Source organism: Oceanimonas aquatica (genome assembly GCF_030732065.1).
Taxonomy (GTDB): domain Bacteria; phylum Pseudomonadota; class Gammaproteobacteria; order Enterobacterales; family Aeromonadaceae; genus Oceanimonas.
The window spans coordinates 205,381-220,147 of sequence record NZ_JAVBHX010000007.1 but is presented as its reverse complement, the minus strand read 5'-3'; the positions used below and the strand labels follow the sequence as shown (position 1 = coordinate 220,147).

The window sequence follows — 14,767 nt, the reverse complement described above, 5'->3', positions numbered from 1 at the left end:
TTACAGGCCGGTGAGCAGGCGTTGCAGCCGGTCATCCAGCAGTTGTTGCAGGCGCTCCTGAGCGGCGAACTGCTCCGGATAGTCCACGTTGATCTGCTGGCCTTCGAGCTGGCCGATTTGCTCCAGCATAAACTGGCGCACGCTGTCGTCGGCAAAGTAGTCCTGCAGCCACTGCTCGGCCTGGGCCAGGGAACTGTCAAAGACTTCCTGCTGTTCGCGGTAGACCGCCAGCTGGGCCTGCAGCAGCTTGCCCTTGAGGTTTTCGCTCAGGTACCAGTGCTGCTGGGGGGAGAGCAGGGCTTCCACGTTGCCGTCACGACGGCGTACGGTCACGAAGTCGTCGGTAAAGCTGGCCCAGCTCTTTTTCAGGTTTTCCTTCCAGTCGCTGACCGACTCGGACAGGGTGAAGTCCGGCTCCTCGGCCCGGGCCATGATCACTCCGGCGAGCTTGAGCTTGTCGACCTGGTCGTTGATGCTGTTGAGCTTGATCACCAGACCTTCCCGGTCGACCTTTTTCACCGACTTGATGCTGGCAATGTCGTCGGCCAGGGCCTTGCGAATGGGGACCAGGGTGGGATCGTTCAGGGCGGCCAGGCGCTCGTCGGCATTGGCCAGCATCATGGCGGCAGACACGGCGTCATGCTCCAGCCACAGTTTGCGGCCGGCCATGCGCACCAGGTATTCGGCTTCTGCCAGCATCCAGTCGTTGGGGCGCTTGCTGTCGAGATCCAGCACCTTGCGCGACAGGCCTTCCACCTGCTCGGTGACGCTGCTCTGGGCGCTTTGCAGCTTGCCGAGAGTGGTGCTCTGCTCGCTCTTCAGCGCATCAATGGTGCTCTGCTGCTGGGCCAGGCGGCTTTCCATGGCAGCAAGCTGGCCGGCCTGGGCCACGCCCTGCTGATGGCCGTGCCAGTACAGACCGCCGGTCAGCACTATCGCCAGCACAATGGCGACCGTGGCCAGCCCCTTGCCGGAAGACGGCTGCTTTTCTTTTACCGGCTCGGCGGCCTGTTCCGGCCGGGCCTTGTCTGCGGCCGGGGCCTCGGTTGCCGAGGCTTCGGTGGCCGGAGTTTCCGCCTGAGTGTCGGCGGCGCCGGTTACCAGCTTGTCGTCCTGTTGATCTTGTTTATTGTCTGTCATTCCTTTTCCTCTCATCCAGGGCGCTGAGCAACGCCGGGTCGGATGCACCTTTGGCATTGATGATATGAGTGAAGCCCAGGGTCTTCGCCTGTTCCACCACGCGAATGCTGGGCACAATCAATAAACGGCTTAGCAGCCAGTCCTTTGCGCTGTTGGCCGCAAGCTGAAACAGGTGCTGCAGCAGGCCGCCACTGGTGATGATAATACTGTCCACCCCCAATCGCCGCCACTGTTTCACCAGCTCGCCGTCGGCATCGTCCCGATAGCAGCGCCGGTAAACTTCACAGTAGTCCACCCGCGCCCCGCGCCGTGTCAGGGTTGGCGCCATCATGTCACGACCGCCGTCGCCGCGCAGTATCACTGCCCGGCGGCCGGCGGGATCCTGCAACTGGGGCAGGGCAATCATGCCTTCCGAGCGCGGGTCGTCCGGCACCAGTGCGGTGACGCCCACGGCGGCAAATGCCCGGCCGGTGGCCTCGCCCACCGCCACATAGGTGACATCGGGCCAGGGCAGTCCTCGAGTTTTGAGCGCATTATCGGCGAAATTCACCGCCTGTACGCTGACCGCAATCACATAATCCCCGCTGGCGAGTTCACTCAGCAGCGCCGGTGCCTGTTCCAGCCCGGCGCCGGGGGCAAAGCGCAGTAGCGGGGTGGCCACCGGCTGGTGGCCGGCCCGGCGCAATGCTTCGCAAAGGCTGTAGTTTTGCGGCTCGGGACGCACCACCAGCGGGATCACGACGAATAGACCTCGGCCAGAATTTTGTCGGCACCGGCGGCCAGCAGACGTTTGGCCAGTTCGGCGCCCAGGGCCTTGCCCTGTTCGGCGGGCCCGCGCACTTCATCGTAAAGCACTTCGGTGCCGTCGGGGCGACCCACCAGGCCGCGCAGCCAGATCTGGTCGCCTTCCAGCAGAGCGTAAGAGCCGATGGGTACCTGACAACCGCCTTGCAGACCGTGGTTCATGGCCCGCTCCGCTTCCACCCGCAGCCGGGTGTCGTGATCGTCCAGCGGTGCCAGCAGTTCCAGCAACTCGGCGTCGTTCAGGCGGCATTCAATGCCCACGGCGCCCTGGCCGTTGGCAGGCAGGCTGTCTTCCGGGCTCAGCAGGCCGGCGATGCGGTCGTCCAGCTCCAGTCGCTTGAGGCCGGCGGCGGCCAGAATGATGGCGTCGTACTCGCCGTCATCCAGCTTGCGCAGCCGGGTCTGCACGTTGCCGCGCAGGGTTTTGACTTGCAGCTCGGGATAGCGGGCGCGAATCTGGCATTCCCGGCGCAGGCTGGCGGTGCCGACCACGGCGCCGGCGGGCAGTTCGTCCAGGGTTTTGTAGTGATTGGACACAAAGGCATCGCGGGGATCTTCGCGTTCGCAGATCACCGTCAGGCCCAGGCCTTCGGGAAACTCCACCGGCACGTCTTTCATGGAATGCACGGCAATGTCGGCACGGCCGTCGAGCATGGCCTGCTCCAGCTCCTTGATGAACAACCCCTTGCCGCCGATCTTGGACAGGGGGGTGTCGAGCAGTACATCGCCCTTGGTGGTCATGGGCACCAGCTCAACGGTCACGTCCTGGTGCAGGGTTTCCAGACGTTCCTTGACATAATGGGCCTGCCACAGGGCCAGCAGGCTTTTGCGGGTGGCGATACGAATGGTGCGATTGGCCATAAAACTCTCGTTGTCTGTGAGTAATTGAGCCCGATGTTATCACTGTTGCACGCCTGTTTCAGGCATACAGCATCGCCCTGACAGCATCCGGTGACCGGGTGATGGCAGGATATTGTTCATTTACTGACTAATTGTTACCATGATCACACTTTTGACCCGCTTTGGGTCTGTGTCGGTCCAACGAAGGCCAAACCCTTGCACGCTAATTTTCATCGGCTCGTCGAGCGGTGTGAGCAATTCAATCAGCAGAAGCAGGCGCGCGCCCTGGCGGTGATGAACCGCTACGGCCAGCAGGTGTTTCAGTTACTGCCGGTGTTGCTGCACTACCACCATCCCCTGCTGCCGGGCTATGTACCCGGCGACGTGCCGGCGGGTATCTGTCAGTTTGCGCCCAATGACTGCCAGCGAGAGTTTATCGACGAGCTGTGCCGGGCGGCCAACGGCCATCAGGGCCTGGAACAGCAAGGGGATGAAATCCTCGGCCTGTATTCCATGGGCAGCACCTCGTCCATCGGCCAGGGCCGCCGTTCCGACCTCGATATCTGGGTGTGCCATTCCCATCAGCTGGACCCACTCAGAGTGGAGCTGTTGCAGCAGAAGTGCCTGCTGATCTCCAAGTGGGCCGAGCAGCGCCGGGTTGAACTCAACTTCTTTCTGATCCCCGACAACAAGTTTCGCACCGACAATCAGCAATGGGTGGAAGGGGAGAGCTGTGGCAGTGCCCAGCACCTGTTGCTGCTGGACGAGTTCTACCGCAGTCATCTGCGTATTGCCGGCAAGCGGCTGGTGTGGATGTTCGCCCCCGGCAAGCTGGGCCCCGACTACGATCGCTTTGTGGCCGAGCAGTTTGCCAACGGCACCCTGAATCATGATGAATGGCTGGATCTGGGCGGGTTTGCCCGCATTCCGGCAGAAGAATACTTCGGCTCGGCACTGTGGCAGCTCTATAAAAGCATCGACTCGCCCTACAAGGCGGTGCTGAAAACCGTGCTGATGGAAGCCTATTCCCATGAGTATCCCGACACCCACCTGCTGTGCCGCCAGTTAAAGAGCGTGTTTCAGACCGCCGAGATCCTGGATGAAACCCAGGATCACTATGTGCTGATGCTGGAAAAGGTCACCGATTACCTTAAGTCCATCGGGGATGAAAAGCGACTCGATCTGGTGCGGCGCTGTTTTTATCTCAAGGTGTCGGAAGCGCTGGAGCCGGGGCAGGAAAATGACCCGGCCCTGGCCTGGCGGCGGCAAATCATGGAGCGGCTGATCGGCATCTGGGGCTGGCCGGCGGAAAAGCTGGCCAGGCTCGACGATCGGGAAAACTGGAAGGTGGAAGAGGTAAGGGCCGCCTACGGCGAGCTGCTGGAAGCCCTGATGCAGAGTTACCGCAGCCTGATCCAGTTTGCCCGGCGCAACAACATCAGCGAGTCCATCAACCCGGAAGACATCGGTATTCTGTCGCGCAAGCTCTATGCCGCCTTTGAAAACCTGCCGGGCAAGGTGCAGCTTATTAACCTGCGCATTGCACCGGATCTGAGCGAGCCGGACATCAGCCTGGTGCAGGTGCCGGAGGGGCGGGTTAATCAGGCCGGCTGGTACCTCTACAAATACGGCCTGTCGCCGGTAGAGATACTGGGGCGCCGGCCATTGGATCACAGCAGCTACGCCGGCAAGCTGGTGGCCTGGGCGCACTTCAATGGCCTGCTCACCGAGCGCAGCCGCTGGCACCTGTTTAACCAGAGTACGGACCTCGAGCTTCAGCAGCTGCAGGAGTTCAGCCGGGATCTGGCGCGGGTGTTTCCGGTACGCCTGCCGGCTCCCACCAACCTGGCCCTGAGCCGGCCCTGTGAGGTGCGCAATCTCGCCGTCTTCCTCAACCTGGAGCGGGATCCCACCGCCCTGCGGCGGGAGAAAACCATCGAGTTTGGCGCCGATACCAGTGATCCCTTCAGCTTTGGCCGTCAGCGGGAAAACCTGGCGGGCTCGGTGGACATCATCTACCGCAATTCCTGGGACGAAATCCGGACCCTGCATTTTGACGGTGACACCGCCGTGGTCGACGCCCTTACCGCCATGCTGGGCAAGATGCACCAGGGCTCCAACCCGCCCGAAAGCCTGGATGTGTTCTGTTACAGCCGGCATTTCCGCAGCCTGCTGCGCACCCGTTTTGAGCAACTGGTCAAGGAGTGCATCCGGTTGCGACTGGAACCGGTGCAGGGGAATCAGTTAAAACGGCTGGTGCTGGGCACGGAGCGGGTTGGTATTGTCTTTGAGCGGCGCGGGGTCAGCGTGCAGCGCATGCAGGGCGAGCCGGACAGCCGGCGAGCACCAGCCAGTCAGGCGTTCCATGCCCTGCGGCTGGACCGGCACCCACGGCAGCCGGTGCCTGAGGTGGTGGATACCTACGCCAGCGAGGGCCTGATGCAGTTTTTCTTTGAAAACAGCGGCGAGGGCTACAGCCTCTATATTCTCGACGAGGCCAACCGCACCGAGGTGTATCACCAGATTGCCGGCAGCAAGGACGAGCTGGTGCAGAGCATCAACCGTTTCTACACCGCCAACCAGGAGCAGGGGGAAGGGCAAAGCCACTTCAGCCATTTCAACCTGCCCCAGTATTATGAAATTGTGCGGGTGGACGGCGAAGTGCAGGTGCTGACCTACCGCACCAGCAAGGATGTCCGGGATCCGCTGCGGGCCTCTTGACCACCATTTGCCGAGAGTGTCGTCATGCAAGCCAGCAGTGCGCTTTGTCCGATGAAAGCGCACTGTGTGCAAATGGCATGAGGATGTGTCTTTGGCTTACAGCGCCAGTTCAACGCCGCCCTGGCGCTTGGCCTGCAGGGTGAGCCAGCTCAGCAGTTCATGGCCGTGGCGGTTGTCGATCCACTGATCACCCTGCAGCGCAAAGTGATGGCCGTTTTCCCGGGTCGCCAGCCAGATCTGGTGCAGCGGCTCCTGCCGGTTGATGACGAACTTGACCCCGTTCTCAAAGGTCAGGTTCATTACACCACCCACGGTTTCGCATTCAATGTCTTCACCGCTTTCATCGATACGTGCTTCGATATGCTCGTAAATGGCGTCCGCCAGAGCGTGGAATTCGCTGTCGTTCATACCCGCTTCCTATTGCTTTTGAGAATGTGAATGCGATTATAAGAGCCCTGAACCATATTCACAGTCATACGATGAACAAATTCAAGCTGACCGCACTGGTTGCGCTGGTTCTGGGCCTGTCGGCATGTGGCCTCAAAGGCCCGCTGACCCTGCCCGAAACCGAGCAGCAACCCACTCAGGTTGAGCAGTCGTAAAGGAAACAACCTTGGATTATTTCAATTATCAGGATGATGGCCGCCTGTACGGTGAAGCCTGCGATCTCTCCCGCCTGGCCGAACAACACGGCACTCCGCTTTACGTTTACTCCCGTGCCACCCTGGAGCGTCACTGGAACGCCTTTGATCAGGCCGCCGGCGAGGTGGACCACCTGGTGTGCTATGCGGTCAAGGCCAACTCCAACCTGGCGGTACTCAATGTGCTGGCCCGGCTGGGCTCGGGCTTTGATATCGTGTCCGGCGGTGAGCTGAGCCGGGTGATCGCCGCCGGCGGCGACCCGAAAAAAGTGGTGTTTTCCGGTGTTGGCAAGCGCGACGACGAAATTCGCTTTGCCCTGGAAAAAGGCATTTTCTGCTTTAACGTGGAATCGGTGGCGGAGCTGGCGCGCATCAACCGGGTGGCGGAAACCATGGGCGTGAAGGCGCCGGTCTCCATTCGCGTGAACCCGGATATCGACGCCGGTACCCACCCCTACATTTCTACCGGCCTCAAGGAAAACAAGTTCGGTATTCCCATTGAGCAGGCGCGGGACATCTACCGCCAGGCCGCCGCCATGAGCCACCTCGAGATCCACGGTGTGGACTGCCATATCGGCTCCCAGCTGACCGAGCTGTCGCCCTTCCTGGAAGCGGTAGACAAGCTGCTGGCGTTGATTGACGGCCTGGCCGACGACGGCATTCATATTCGTCACCTGGACGTGGGTGGCGGTCTGGGCGTGCGTTACGACAACGAAACTCCGCCGGAGCCGAGCCACTACGCCGAAGAGCTGAAAAAGCGCCTGCAGGGCCGCAACCTGACTCTGGTGTTTGAGCCGGGCCGGGCCATTGCCGCCAACGCCGGTGTGCTGCTGACCAGGGTTGAGCACCTCAAGCCCGGTGAGGCCAAGAACTTCGCCATTGTCGACGCGGCCATGAATGATCTTATTCGTCCGGCCCTGTATAGCGCCTGGCAGGCCATTATTCCGGTGGACTCCACCCTGAAGCGCGACAGCGCCGTGTATGACATCGTCGGCCCCATCTGCGAGACCGGTGACTTCATTGGCAAGGACCGCGAACTGGCCATTACCGAAGGGGATCTGCTGGCGGTGCGTTCTGCCGGTGCCTATGGCTTTGTGATGGCCTCCAACTACAACAGCCGCCCCCGGGCCGCCGAGGTGATGGTGGACGGTGAAAAGTCGTATGTGGTGCGTGAGCGCGAGCAGCTGGCGGATCTGTGGCGGGGCGAGCACCTGCTGCCCGAGGCCTGAGTCATGAGCACGCTTCATTTCTCCAAGATGCAGGGGCTGGGCAACGACTTTATGGTGGTGGACGGCGTCACCCAGAAAGTCTTTTTCAACCCCGAGGTGATCCGCCAGCTGGCGGATCGTCACTTCGGCGTGGGCTTTGATCAGCTGCTGCTGGTGGAGCCGCCCTACGATCCCGAGCTCGATTTTCACTACCGCATCTTCAATGCCGACGGCTCCGAGGTGGAACAGTGTGGCAACGGTGCGCGCTGCTTTGCCCGTTTTGTTCGGCTCAAGGGCCTGACCAACAAGGACCGTATTGCCGTCAGCACGCAAAAGGGCAATATCGTGCTGCAGTTGGAGAAGGACAACCAGGTCACCGTCAACATGGGCGTGCCCGAGTTCGATCCGGCCCATATTCCGTTCAAGGCCCAGAAGGCGGAAAAAACCTACCTGGTACGCACCCAGGATCAGACCGTGCTGTGTGGCGCCGTGTCCATGGGCAACCCGCACTGCGTGGTGGAAGTGGACGACATCAACACCGATCTGGTGGCCACCCTGGGGCCCGAGCTGGAAAACCACGAGCGCTTTCCGGCCCGGGTGAACGTCGGCTTTATGCAGATAGAAAATGCCCGGGAAGTGAAACTGCGCGTGCACGAGCGTGGCGCCGGTGAAACCCTGGCCTGTGGCACCGGCGCCTGTGCGGCGGCGGTGATGGGTATGAGCTGGGGCAAGCTGGCGGATCGGGTCAGGGTACAGTTGCCGGGCGGTCATCTCACCATTGCCTGGCAGGGGCCGGGCAAGCCGGTGTTCATGACAGGCCCGGCCAAACACGTGTTTGACGGACAGATCAGCCTATGACCGAGAAATGCGCCCTGGCCGAGGCCGGGCTCGATGAAAGCCAGCTTGCCGATTACCTGGCCAGCCAGCCGGACTTTTTTGTGCGCCATCCGCAGTTGCTGGAAGCCCTGCGTCTGCCCCACGAGCAGCGGGGCAGCGTGTCCTTGGTGGAAGCTCGCATGGAGCGCCAGCGCCAGCGCATTCACCAGCTGGAGGAAGAAATCACTCAGCTGATGACGGTGGCCGGCGAGAACGAGCGAATTTTTCGCGTTTACCTCGACATGTATCCCCGGCTGTTTGAGTGTCGTACCCCGGCCGAGCTGGAGCAGCGCATTGCCCATGCCCTGCGCGAACGGCTCAGGGTCACGGCGGTGCGGCTGGTGCCGGACGCGCGCTGGTGCGATCTGCCCCGGGCCCGGATCGGCGAGCAGCTGGAAAAACTCTACCGTGAGCGCATGGCGGGCCAGGACGTCTACCTGGGCCGCCTGGGCCGGGAAGAAAAGCAGTGGCTGTTTGGCGACTCTCTGGTCAACTCCTGCGCCCTGATCCGCATTGGCCTGCAGGGAGAAATGGGTCTGCTGGCCTTTGGCAGCGCCGACAGCAGCCATTACCGTTCGGGCATGGATACCCTGATCATTCGCCAGCTCGCCGGCTTCCTCGCGCTGCTGCTGCCGCGCATGGTGGAAAATGGCCACGCCTGATCTGGCCCCGCCTCAACTGGCCGTGGCCATTACCGACTTTCTCGACTACCTGCGGGTGGAGCGCCAGCTCAGCCCGCACACCCTGGACAACTACCGCCGCCACCTGAGCGCCATGAGCGAGCAGCTGGCCGAGCTGCACCTGAGTGACTGGCAGCAGCTGTCGGTCGCCCATGCCCGGGGCCTGGCCACCCGCATGCACAAACAGGGGCTCTCGCCCCGCTCCATTGCCGCCCGCCTCAGCGCCCTGCGCAGCTTTTGCGATTGGCTGGTACTCACCGGCCAGCTGGAAGCCAACCCCGCCAGGGGCGTGAGCGCGCCCAAACAAGGCCGGCCCCTGCCCAAGAACCTGGACGTGGACGAACTGCATCAGCTGATGAACCTGGACGAATCGGACCCCTTGGCGGTGCGGGACAGGGCCATCATGGAGCTGATGTATTCCTCCGGGCTGCGGCTGGCGGAGCTGGTGGCGCTGAACGTCACCGATGTTCAGTTTGCCGAGCGTCAGGTGCGGGTGATCGGCAAGGGCAACAAGGAGCGTATTCTGCCGGTAGGGCGCATGGCGCTGGACTGGTTGCAAAAATGGCTGAGCGTGCGCGGCGAGCTGGCCGGGCCCGACGAGCCGGCCCTGTTTGTGAGCAAGCAACGCCGGCGCATTACTCATCGCAGCGTGCAGCTGCGTCTGGCCAAGCGCGGTCAGCAGCAGGCACTGGCCGGTCATGTGCACCCCCACAAGCTGCGCCATTCCTTCGCCACTCACATGCTGGAGTCCAGCGGCGACCTGCGCGCGGTGCAGGAGCTGCTGGGCCACGCCGATCTGGCCACCACGCAAATCTATACCCATCTCGACTTTCAGCACCTGGCCAATGCCTACGACCAGGCCCACCCCAGGGCCAAACGTAAAAAGGGCGAGTAATGTTTCCCGCCGGTTAAGTGTTCTTAATTGCTGCTTAAGAACTAGTCAATAAAAAATCAATCTTAGTTTGTTTTTGTTATGTTACCTTTCTGTTGTCACATGGTTATCAGTGGTTGCGTTCTTGTGATATGCAGCGCTCCTAGCCATCAGTGAAGTCTTTTGAAGATTGAACCGACTTAGTTTAAAGGATTAAACATGGCTATAAATAACCTGCTCAAAACCACGCTGCTTTTAAGCGCCGGTATCGCCCTTTCCTGCCCTGCCTACGCGGAATACCCCAGCCGTCCCATATCTCTGGTGATCCCCTATGGCACCGGCGGTGTTACGGATATCTCGGCACGTGCGCTGGCTCAGGCGATGGCGGATGAGGTATCGAAACCTCTGGTGCTGGTCAACCGTACCGGTGCGGGGGGCGCTGCCGGCTCAGCCTTTGTCGCCCACAGCAAGGGGGACGGCTATACAATGATGGCTGCCCGGGTGGGCTCTCATACAGTTAACCCTGCCATGAAGAAAACCCTGCCTTACCAGCTGGAAGACTTCAAAATGGTGGGAGTTTATGAAATTAATCCAGTGGTGTGTATTACCAGCCGCGAGAGCGGTATTGAGTCCATCAACCAGTTGGTGGACAAAGTGCGCGCTGAACCGGGCTCAGTCAGTTACAGCTCATCGGGGGTGGGCTCCTTACAGCAGCTGGCCGGCACTATGGTGATGAATGCTTTCGGTGTGGAAAAGCCTTTGGAAAGCACAGTACATTTACCCATGAGGGGAGGTGGAGAGGCAGCCACGGCTGTATTGAACGGAACGGCCACCTTTTTGTGTGAAAGCTCTGCGGCGGTGGCCGGTTTTATCAAGAATGGTCAGGCCAATCCATTGCTGGTGACTACTAAAGAAAGGTTGCAGGGTATTGATGCTCCCACGGCCTCTGAGCTGGGCCATCCCGAGCTGGAAGCATTGCTTGGCTGGACCGGCATAGCGGGGCCTGAAACATTAAAGCCCGAAGTGGTGGCATCTTGGGAAAAATGGATGAATACCGCCACTCGTAACCCCACCTTTGTGGATAGTATGGAAAAACTGGGCTCCATTGTTGTGAATATGGGACCGGAGGAGTCGGAAAAGTTTATTAACGGTCAGTATCACGCCTTTAGGGAGTTGGTGGTGAAAATGAATATGCAGGTTAATTGATTTTCCTTATTCATGCGCACTCTTTACGGTGCGCATGACTTTTTAATAAACATGAGGCTCACTTCATGCTTTTTAAAAACAAAGACTTCTCCATCGGTGTCGGGGTTTTATCTCTGTCTCTACTGTTGATTTATTATGTCGTTCCGGTTGCAGTGATATCGCCTACAAATGTCAGATTGTTAGTTCTGGATCCAGCTTTTTGGCCGAATGTCATTTCATGGATGATGTTACTGATTGGGGTTGTCATGATGGCCACCTCGTTATCAAAAAGTAAGGAGGCTGAGTCGTCCAGGAATCATGGCTTGGTTTCTTATAAAAAGGAGTTGCCTATACTGCTCCTCATCTTATTTTTTGTTGGTTATTATCTTCTACTTCCCGATCTTGGTATGGTATGGGGGTCCAGTATTTCATATATTTTCCTTTCAGTTTTTATCTACAAAACCAAGCATCGACTTTCTGCCGTTATTGTCGGCATTCTCTTACCCATAATATTGTACGCATTTTTTTATCATGTGGCCGGCGTAAGTATACCCCAGAGTGAAATGGTGAGGTTGCCATGAGTATAATGGATACAATGTTTGACGCTTTTTCAATGGTTGCCCAGTGGAACAGTATACTGGCCTTGGCTGTGGGAGTGGCTGTTGGTGTTATTTGCGGGGCCATTCCTGGCATGTCTGCGACCATGGCGGTGGCGCTGACATTGCCGTTCACCTTTGCACTGGAGCCAGTGGTGGGCATTCTATTGTTGCTGGGGGTGTACAAGGGAGGTGTCTTTGGTGGCTCCATACCGGCCATCTTGATCAAAACACCGGGTACGCCGGCTTCCAGTGCCACCATTCTGGATGGCTATCCCATGGCTGACAAGGGGCAGGCGGGAAAGGCGCTGGGTATGGCGCTGTATGCGTCCTGTACCGCAGACATTATTTCTAATCTGTCCCTGATCATGTTTGCTGGCTGGCTGGCTTCGTTCGCCATGAGCTTTGGCCCGCCTGAATATTTTACCCTGATGGTGTTCTCACTGATGATCATTGCCGGTATATCTGGTGAAAACCTGATGAAGGGGCTTTTCTCTGCCGCTTTGGGGCTGTTGCTGGCGACCGTTGGCCTGGATCTGGTGTACGGGACCGATCGCTTTACTATGGGTAGTGTGGATCTGATGAGCGGCCTCAACTTTATTGTGGTGCTTATCGGTCTATTTGCTCTTCCGGAGATCATTGCCTTTGCTCTGAACCCGTCGGATGACAATGGCAAGGTTCGCCAACTGGGCAGCAATATGGTGTCGTTGCAGGAATACAAACGTTGTTTTCGTTCTATCTGTCGGGGTAGTGTTATTGGTGTGGTACTGGGGGCCATTCCGGGTATCGGCGCCGCTCCTGCCGCCTTTCTTTCCTACAGCGAAGCTAAGCGTAAGTCCTTTAATAAAAATAACTTTGGTAAGGGGGAAATAGAAGGCGTGGCGGCGGCGGAGGCGGGTAATAACGGAGTCTGTGGGTCGACCCTTATACCTTTGCTGGCTTTGGGGATTCCTGGTGACGTGATTACCGCCATTATTATCGGTGCCTTTATGATTCATGGCATCCAGCCTGGCCCCATGCTGTTCGAAACCAACGGTAGCTTGGTGTATGCTCTCTTCATGGGACTGCTACTGAGCTCGTTTTTTCTGTTTTTTATTGGTGGATTTTCAATTCGCATTTTCAGGCTTGTAGCAGACGTGCCCAAATCTATATTGATGCCGGCAGTGCTGGTGCTGTGTGTTTATGGGACCTATGCGGTAAATAACTCCATGTTTGACATCATGGTTATGTTCTCACTGGGACTGCTGGGCTATGTATTTTTACGGCTTGATGTGCCATCTGCACCTTTCTTGATTGCCTTTATTCTCAGTCCGCTGCTTGAAGATAACTTCAGGCAGTCCATGCTGATGTCGAATGGAGACCTTGGAATTTTGTTCCGTGGAGTGATCACCTGGGTGTTCTGGACTCTGACAGCGATCGCCGTGTTCTTTCTTGTCAAAAGCCACTTTTGTGGAAAGAGCAAGAAAAAAGTAGGAACTTCAGCGGCCTCATCCCTTCAGTAGTTGATTTTACTTTTTCGGCTGAACAATGGCTGCCAACCTGTGTTGGTAGCCATTTTTTATCAATGTCTTTAAGGATAATTAATAATGGATTATGTGTTTTCAACCCTCGGTCTTGCGATGAGCGTGAATTATCTTGGGTACATTGCACTGATACTGTTTGTGGCCTTGTTATTGCGGGCAGCCATCGGATTTGGTGATGGTCTGGTGGCGGTGCCGTTGTTGACCCTGTTTATTGAGTTGCGCGAGGCTGTGCCCCTGCTGATTGGCCTGTCCACCACCATTTCCTTTATGGCGCTGTGGAAAGATCGGCATTATCTGCAGGTCGGTTCCCTGAAGCGCACAACGGTAGCGGCCCTGCTTGGAGTACCTCTGGGAGTGATGTTACTGAGCCTGGGCAGTGAGCATGTGGTAAAAGGGCTGCTGGGTATACTGCTGATCTCCATGGCCACTTGGAAACTGCTGCCGAATTCCGGTTATCGGCTGCAGGGGCATGGCTGGAGCTACTTCTTTGGCGGGCTGGCCGGCATGCTGGGCTCTGCCTACGCCCTTCGAGGAATCGTCTTTACCATTTATGGGGGATTACGCGGATGGAGCCAGACCCAGTTCAAGAGCACCATCAGTGGTTTTTATATTCTTAGCGGTGTGTTGATCCCGGTGGGTTATTTTTCTGCCGGTCTGGTTACGCCCCGTTTGGTCGGGCTTTACCTGCTTTTTCTCCCCCTGGCCTGGCTGGCCACTTTGGTGGGTAACCGGTTAACGGGCAGCATGAATGCCGAGCTATTTCAAAAGGTGATATGGGCGTTTTTGTTGCTCTTTGGGGTGGTGCTGGCGGGACGGTTGCTGTGGACGGGATCCTGACCCGGTTTGATTGCAGAACGAATAAACAAATTAGCAGGATTGGAGTAACCTCCTTGCTGTAAAAAAGATAAGGGATTTCGCCCAGTTTTTATTACCGCCGATTGGGCTCTAGGGCTTGGAGGGTAGGATCGTCTTTACCATTTACGGAGACCTGCTGTGATGGTGCTAGACCCAGTTTAAGAGCACTACCAGTGGCTTTTATATTCTCAGCGGTGTGTTGATCCCGGTGGGTTATTTTTCTGGTTACGCCCCGTCTGGTCGGGCTTTACCTGCTTTTTCTTCCTCTGACCTTGCTGGCCACCTTGGTAGGTAACCGGTTGACGGACAGCATAAATGCCGAGCTGTTTCAGAAGGTGATCTGGGCGCTTTTTGTTCTCTTGGGGGGGCTGGCGGGACGGTTGCTGTGGACGGGATTTGACACCACGATCCGGTTACAGGGAGCATAAAAAAACAGCAGGACCGGAGTGGTGTCCTGCTGTGAAAAAGATAAGGTATTACGCTCAGTTCTGATTTCCGCCGATGGGACTCCAGGGCTCGGGGATCAGTATCTTGTTTTCAATACTCTGTACCAGAGGGCGCATCTGCAGGGCGTATTTCAGCCATTCCTCACTGGCCTGCAGTTCCTTGCGGCGCTGCCACCTGTCATCCAGGGATTCATATCCCCACATATGCACAACCTGATTCAGGGGGCCGATATCGGTATGAAAATAGCCGACCATATTGCCGAGAATTCGGACCTGAACGTCCTTGCCCAGCTCCTCATACAACTTGAGGAACTCCCCCAGTTTGCCGTTTTTCAGAGTATAAATACGCTCATCAATAAACATGACTTTCTTCCCTTTCAG

General features: G+C 57.9%; 15 protein-coding genes. 10 read left to right on the top strand and 5 right to left on the bottom strand.

All coding sequences use genetic code 11. The annotated features are described in order from the left end of the window. Genes Q9290_RS11925 through hemC form a run of 3 tightly spaced genes read right to left on the bottom strand, consistent with a single transcriptional unit; the run spans position 1 to position 2,805 of the window. Positions 1–1,140: a uroporphyrinogen-III C-methyltransferase gene (locus tag Q9290_RS11925; protein WP_306079868.1), complete on the bottom strand. Its 1,140-nt coding sequence runs from the start codon at positions 1,138–1,140 to the stop codon at positions 1–3. After that, on the bottom strand, positions 1,127–1,879 hold the full coding sequence (locus Q9290_RS11920; RefSeq protein ID WP_306079867.1) for a uroporphyrinogen-III synthase: 753 nt from the start codon (positions 1,877–1,879) through the stop codon (positions 1,127–1,129). Before Q9290_RS11920 ends, Q9290_RS11925 begins: the two co-directional genes overlap by 14 nt. Beyond that, complete coding sequence (gene hemC, locus Q9290_RS11915) at positions 1,876–2,805, bottom strand: hydroxymethylbilane synthase (protein WP_306079866.1); 930 nt, start codon at positions 2,803–2,805, stop codon at positions 1,876–1,878. The genes Q9290_RS11920 and hemC overlap by 4 nt, the downstream gene beginning before the upstream one ends. Before the next feature lie 195 nt (positions 2,806–3,000). Between hemC and Q9290_RS11910 the strand changes: the two genes are divergently transcribed. Then, a complete protein-coding gene (locus Q9290_RS11910; RefSeq protein ID WP_306079865.1) occupies positions 3,001–5,505 on the top strand; it encodes a class I adenylate cyclase in 2,505 nt (834 codons plus the stop codon). A gap of 96 nt (positions 5,506–5,601) precedes the next feature. Here Q9290_RS11910 and cyaY read toward each other — a convergent pair whose 3' ends face one another. Next, positions 5,602–5,913, bottom strand: coding sequence for an iron donor protein CyaY (gene cyaY / locus Q9290_RS11905; protein ID WP_306079864.1), 312 nt, complete (start codon positions 5,911–5,913; stop codon positions 5,602–5,604). A 71-nt stretch (positions 5,914–5,984) separates the two neighbouring features. Here cyaY and lptM point away from each other — a divergent pair, with 71 nt between their 5' ends. From lptM to Q9290_RS11860, 9 genes are all read left to right on the top strand, one after another. Continuing rightward, a complete protein-coding gene (gene lptM / locus Q9290_RS11900) occupies positions 5,985–6,107 on the top strand; it encodes an LPS translocon maturation chaperone LptM (RefSeq protein WP_019934645.1) in 123 nt (40 codons plus the stop codon). Positions 6,108–6,118: 11 nt separating this feature from the next. Continuing rightward, a complete protein-coding gene (lysA, locus tag Q9290_RS11895) occupies positions 6,119–7,375 on the top strand; it encodes a diaminopimelate decarboxylase (RefSeq protein ID WP_306079863.1) in 1,257 nt (418 codons plus the stop codon). A 3-nt stretch (positions 7,376–7,378) separates the two neighbouring features. Then, positions 7,379–8,212, top strand: coding sequence for a diaminopimelate epimerase (gene dapF / locus Q9290_RS11890; protein WP_306079862.1), 834 nt, complete (start codon positions 7,379–7,381; stop codon positions 8,210–8,212). Next, entirely contained in the window at positions 8,209–8,892 is a 684-nt protein-coding gene (locus Q9290_RS11885) for a DUF484 family protein (RefSeq protein ID WP_306079861.1), read from the top strand. Before dapF ends, Q9290_RS11885 begins: the two co-directional genes overlap by 4 nt. Next, positions 8,879–9,805 (top strand): tyrosine recombinase XerC, encoded by a 927-nt coding sequence (gene xerC / locus Q9290_RS11880; protein ID WP_306079860.1) that lies wholly within the window; start codon positions 8,879–8,881, stop codon positions 9,803–9,805. The genes Q9290_RS11885 and xerC overlap by 14 nt, the downstream gene beginning before the upstream one ends. Positions 9,806–10,000: 195 nt before the next feature. Then, on the top strand, positions 10,001–10,987 hold the full coding sequence (locus Q9290_RS11875) for a Bug family tripartite tricarboxylate transporter substrate binding protein (RefSeq protein WP_306079859.1): 987 nt from the start codon (positions 10,001–10,003) through the stop codon (positions 10,985–10,987). A gap of 65 nt (positions 10,988–11,052) precedes the next feature. After that, complete coding sequence (locus tag Q9290_RS11870; protein WP_306079858.1) at positions 11,053–11,547, top strand: tripartite tricarboxylate transporter TctB family protein; 495 nt, start codon at positions 11,053–11,055, stop codon at positions 11,545–11,547. Between the two features lie 5 nt (positions 11,548–11,552). After that, positions 11,553–13,064 carry a tripartite tricarboxylate transporter permease gene (locus tag Q9290_RS11865; protein WP_306079857.1) on the top strand — a complete coding sequence of 504 codons (1,512 nt, stop codon included), beginning with the start codon at positions 11,553–11,555 and terminating at the stop codon, positions 13,062–13,064. 84 nt (positions 13,065–13,148) lie between these two features. After that, positions 13,149–13,922: a sulfite exporter TauE/SafE family protein gene (locus tag Q9290_RS11860; RefSeq protein ID WP_306079856.1), complete on the top strand. Its 774-nt coding sequence runs from the start codon at positions 13,149–13,151 to the stop codon at positions 13,920–13,922. Positions 13,923–14,422: 500 nt separating this feature from the next. Here Q9290_RS11860 and Q9290_RS11855 read toward each other — a convergent pair whose 3' ends face one another. Then, complete coding sequence (locus Q9290_RS11855) at positions 14,423–14,749, bottom strand: NIPSNAP family protein (protein ID WP_306079855.1); 327 nt, start codon at positions 14,747–14,749, stop codon at positions 14,423–14,425. Between the last annotated feature and the right edge of the window lie 18 nt (positions 14,750–14,767).

Bases quoted from the DNA above. Each gene is read 5' to 3' on its own strand.
- Q9290_RS11855 (WP_306079855.1), bottom strand. From the start codon at position 14,749: ATGTTTATTGATGAGCGTATTTATACTCTGAAAAACGGCAAACTGGGG.
- lptM (WP_019934645.1), top strand. From the start codon at position 5,985: ATGAACAAATTCAAGCTGACCGCACTGGTTGCGCTGGTTCTGGGCCTG.
- xerC (WP_306079860.1), top strand. From the start codon at position 8,879: ATGGCCACGCCTGATCTGGCCCCGCCTCAACTGGCCGTGGCCATTACC.
- cyaY (WP_306079864.1), bottom strand. From the start codon at position 5,913: ATGAACGACAGCGAATTCCACGCTCTGGCGGACGCCATTTACGAGCAT.
- hemC (WP_306079866.1), bottom strand. From the start codon at position 2,805: ATGGCCAATCGCACCATTCGTATCGCCACCCGCAAAAGCCTGCTGGCC.
- Q9290_RS11865 (WP_306079857.1), top strand. From the start codon at position 11,553: ATGGATACAATGTTTGACGCTTTTTCAATGGTTGCCCAGTGGAACAGT.
- Q9290_RS11925 (WP_306079868.1), bottom strand. From the start codon at position 1,140: ATGACAGACAATAAACAAGATCAACAGGACGACAAGCTGGTAACCGGC.
- Q9290_RS11875 (WP_306079859.1), top strand. From the start codon at position 10,001: ATGGCTATAAATAACCTGCTCAAAACCACGCTGCTTTTAAGCGCCGGT.
- Q9290_RS11870 (WP_306079858.1), top strand. From the start codon at position 11,053: ATGCTTTTTAAAAACAAAGACTTCTCCATCGGTGTCGGGGTTTTATCT.
- Q9290_RS11885 (WP_306079861.1), top strand. From the start codon at position 8,209: ATGACCGAGAAATGCGCCCTGGCCGAGGCCGGGCTCGATGAAAGCCAG.
- dapF (WP_306079862.1), top strand. From the start codon at position 7,379: ATGAGCACGCTTCATTTCTCCAAGATGCAGGGGCTGGGCAACGACTTT.
- Q9290_RS11860 (WP_306079856.1), top strand. From the start codon at position 13,149: ATGGATTATGTGTTTTCAACCCTCGGTCTTGCGATGAGCGTGAATTAT.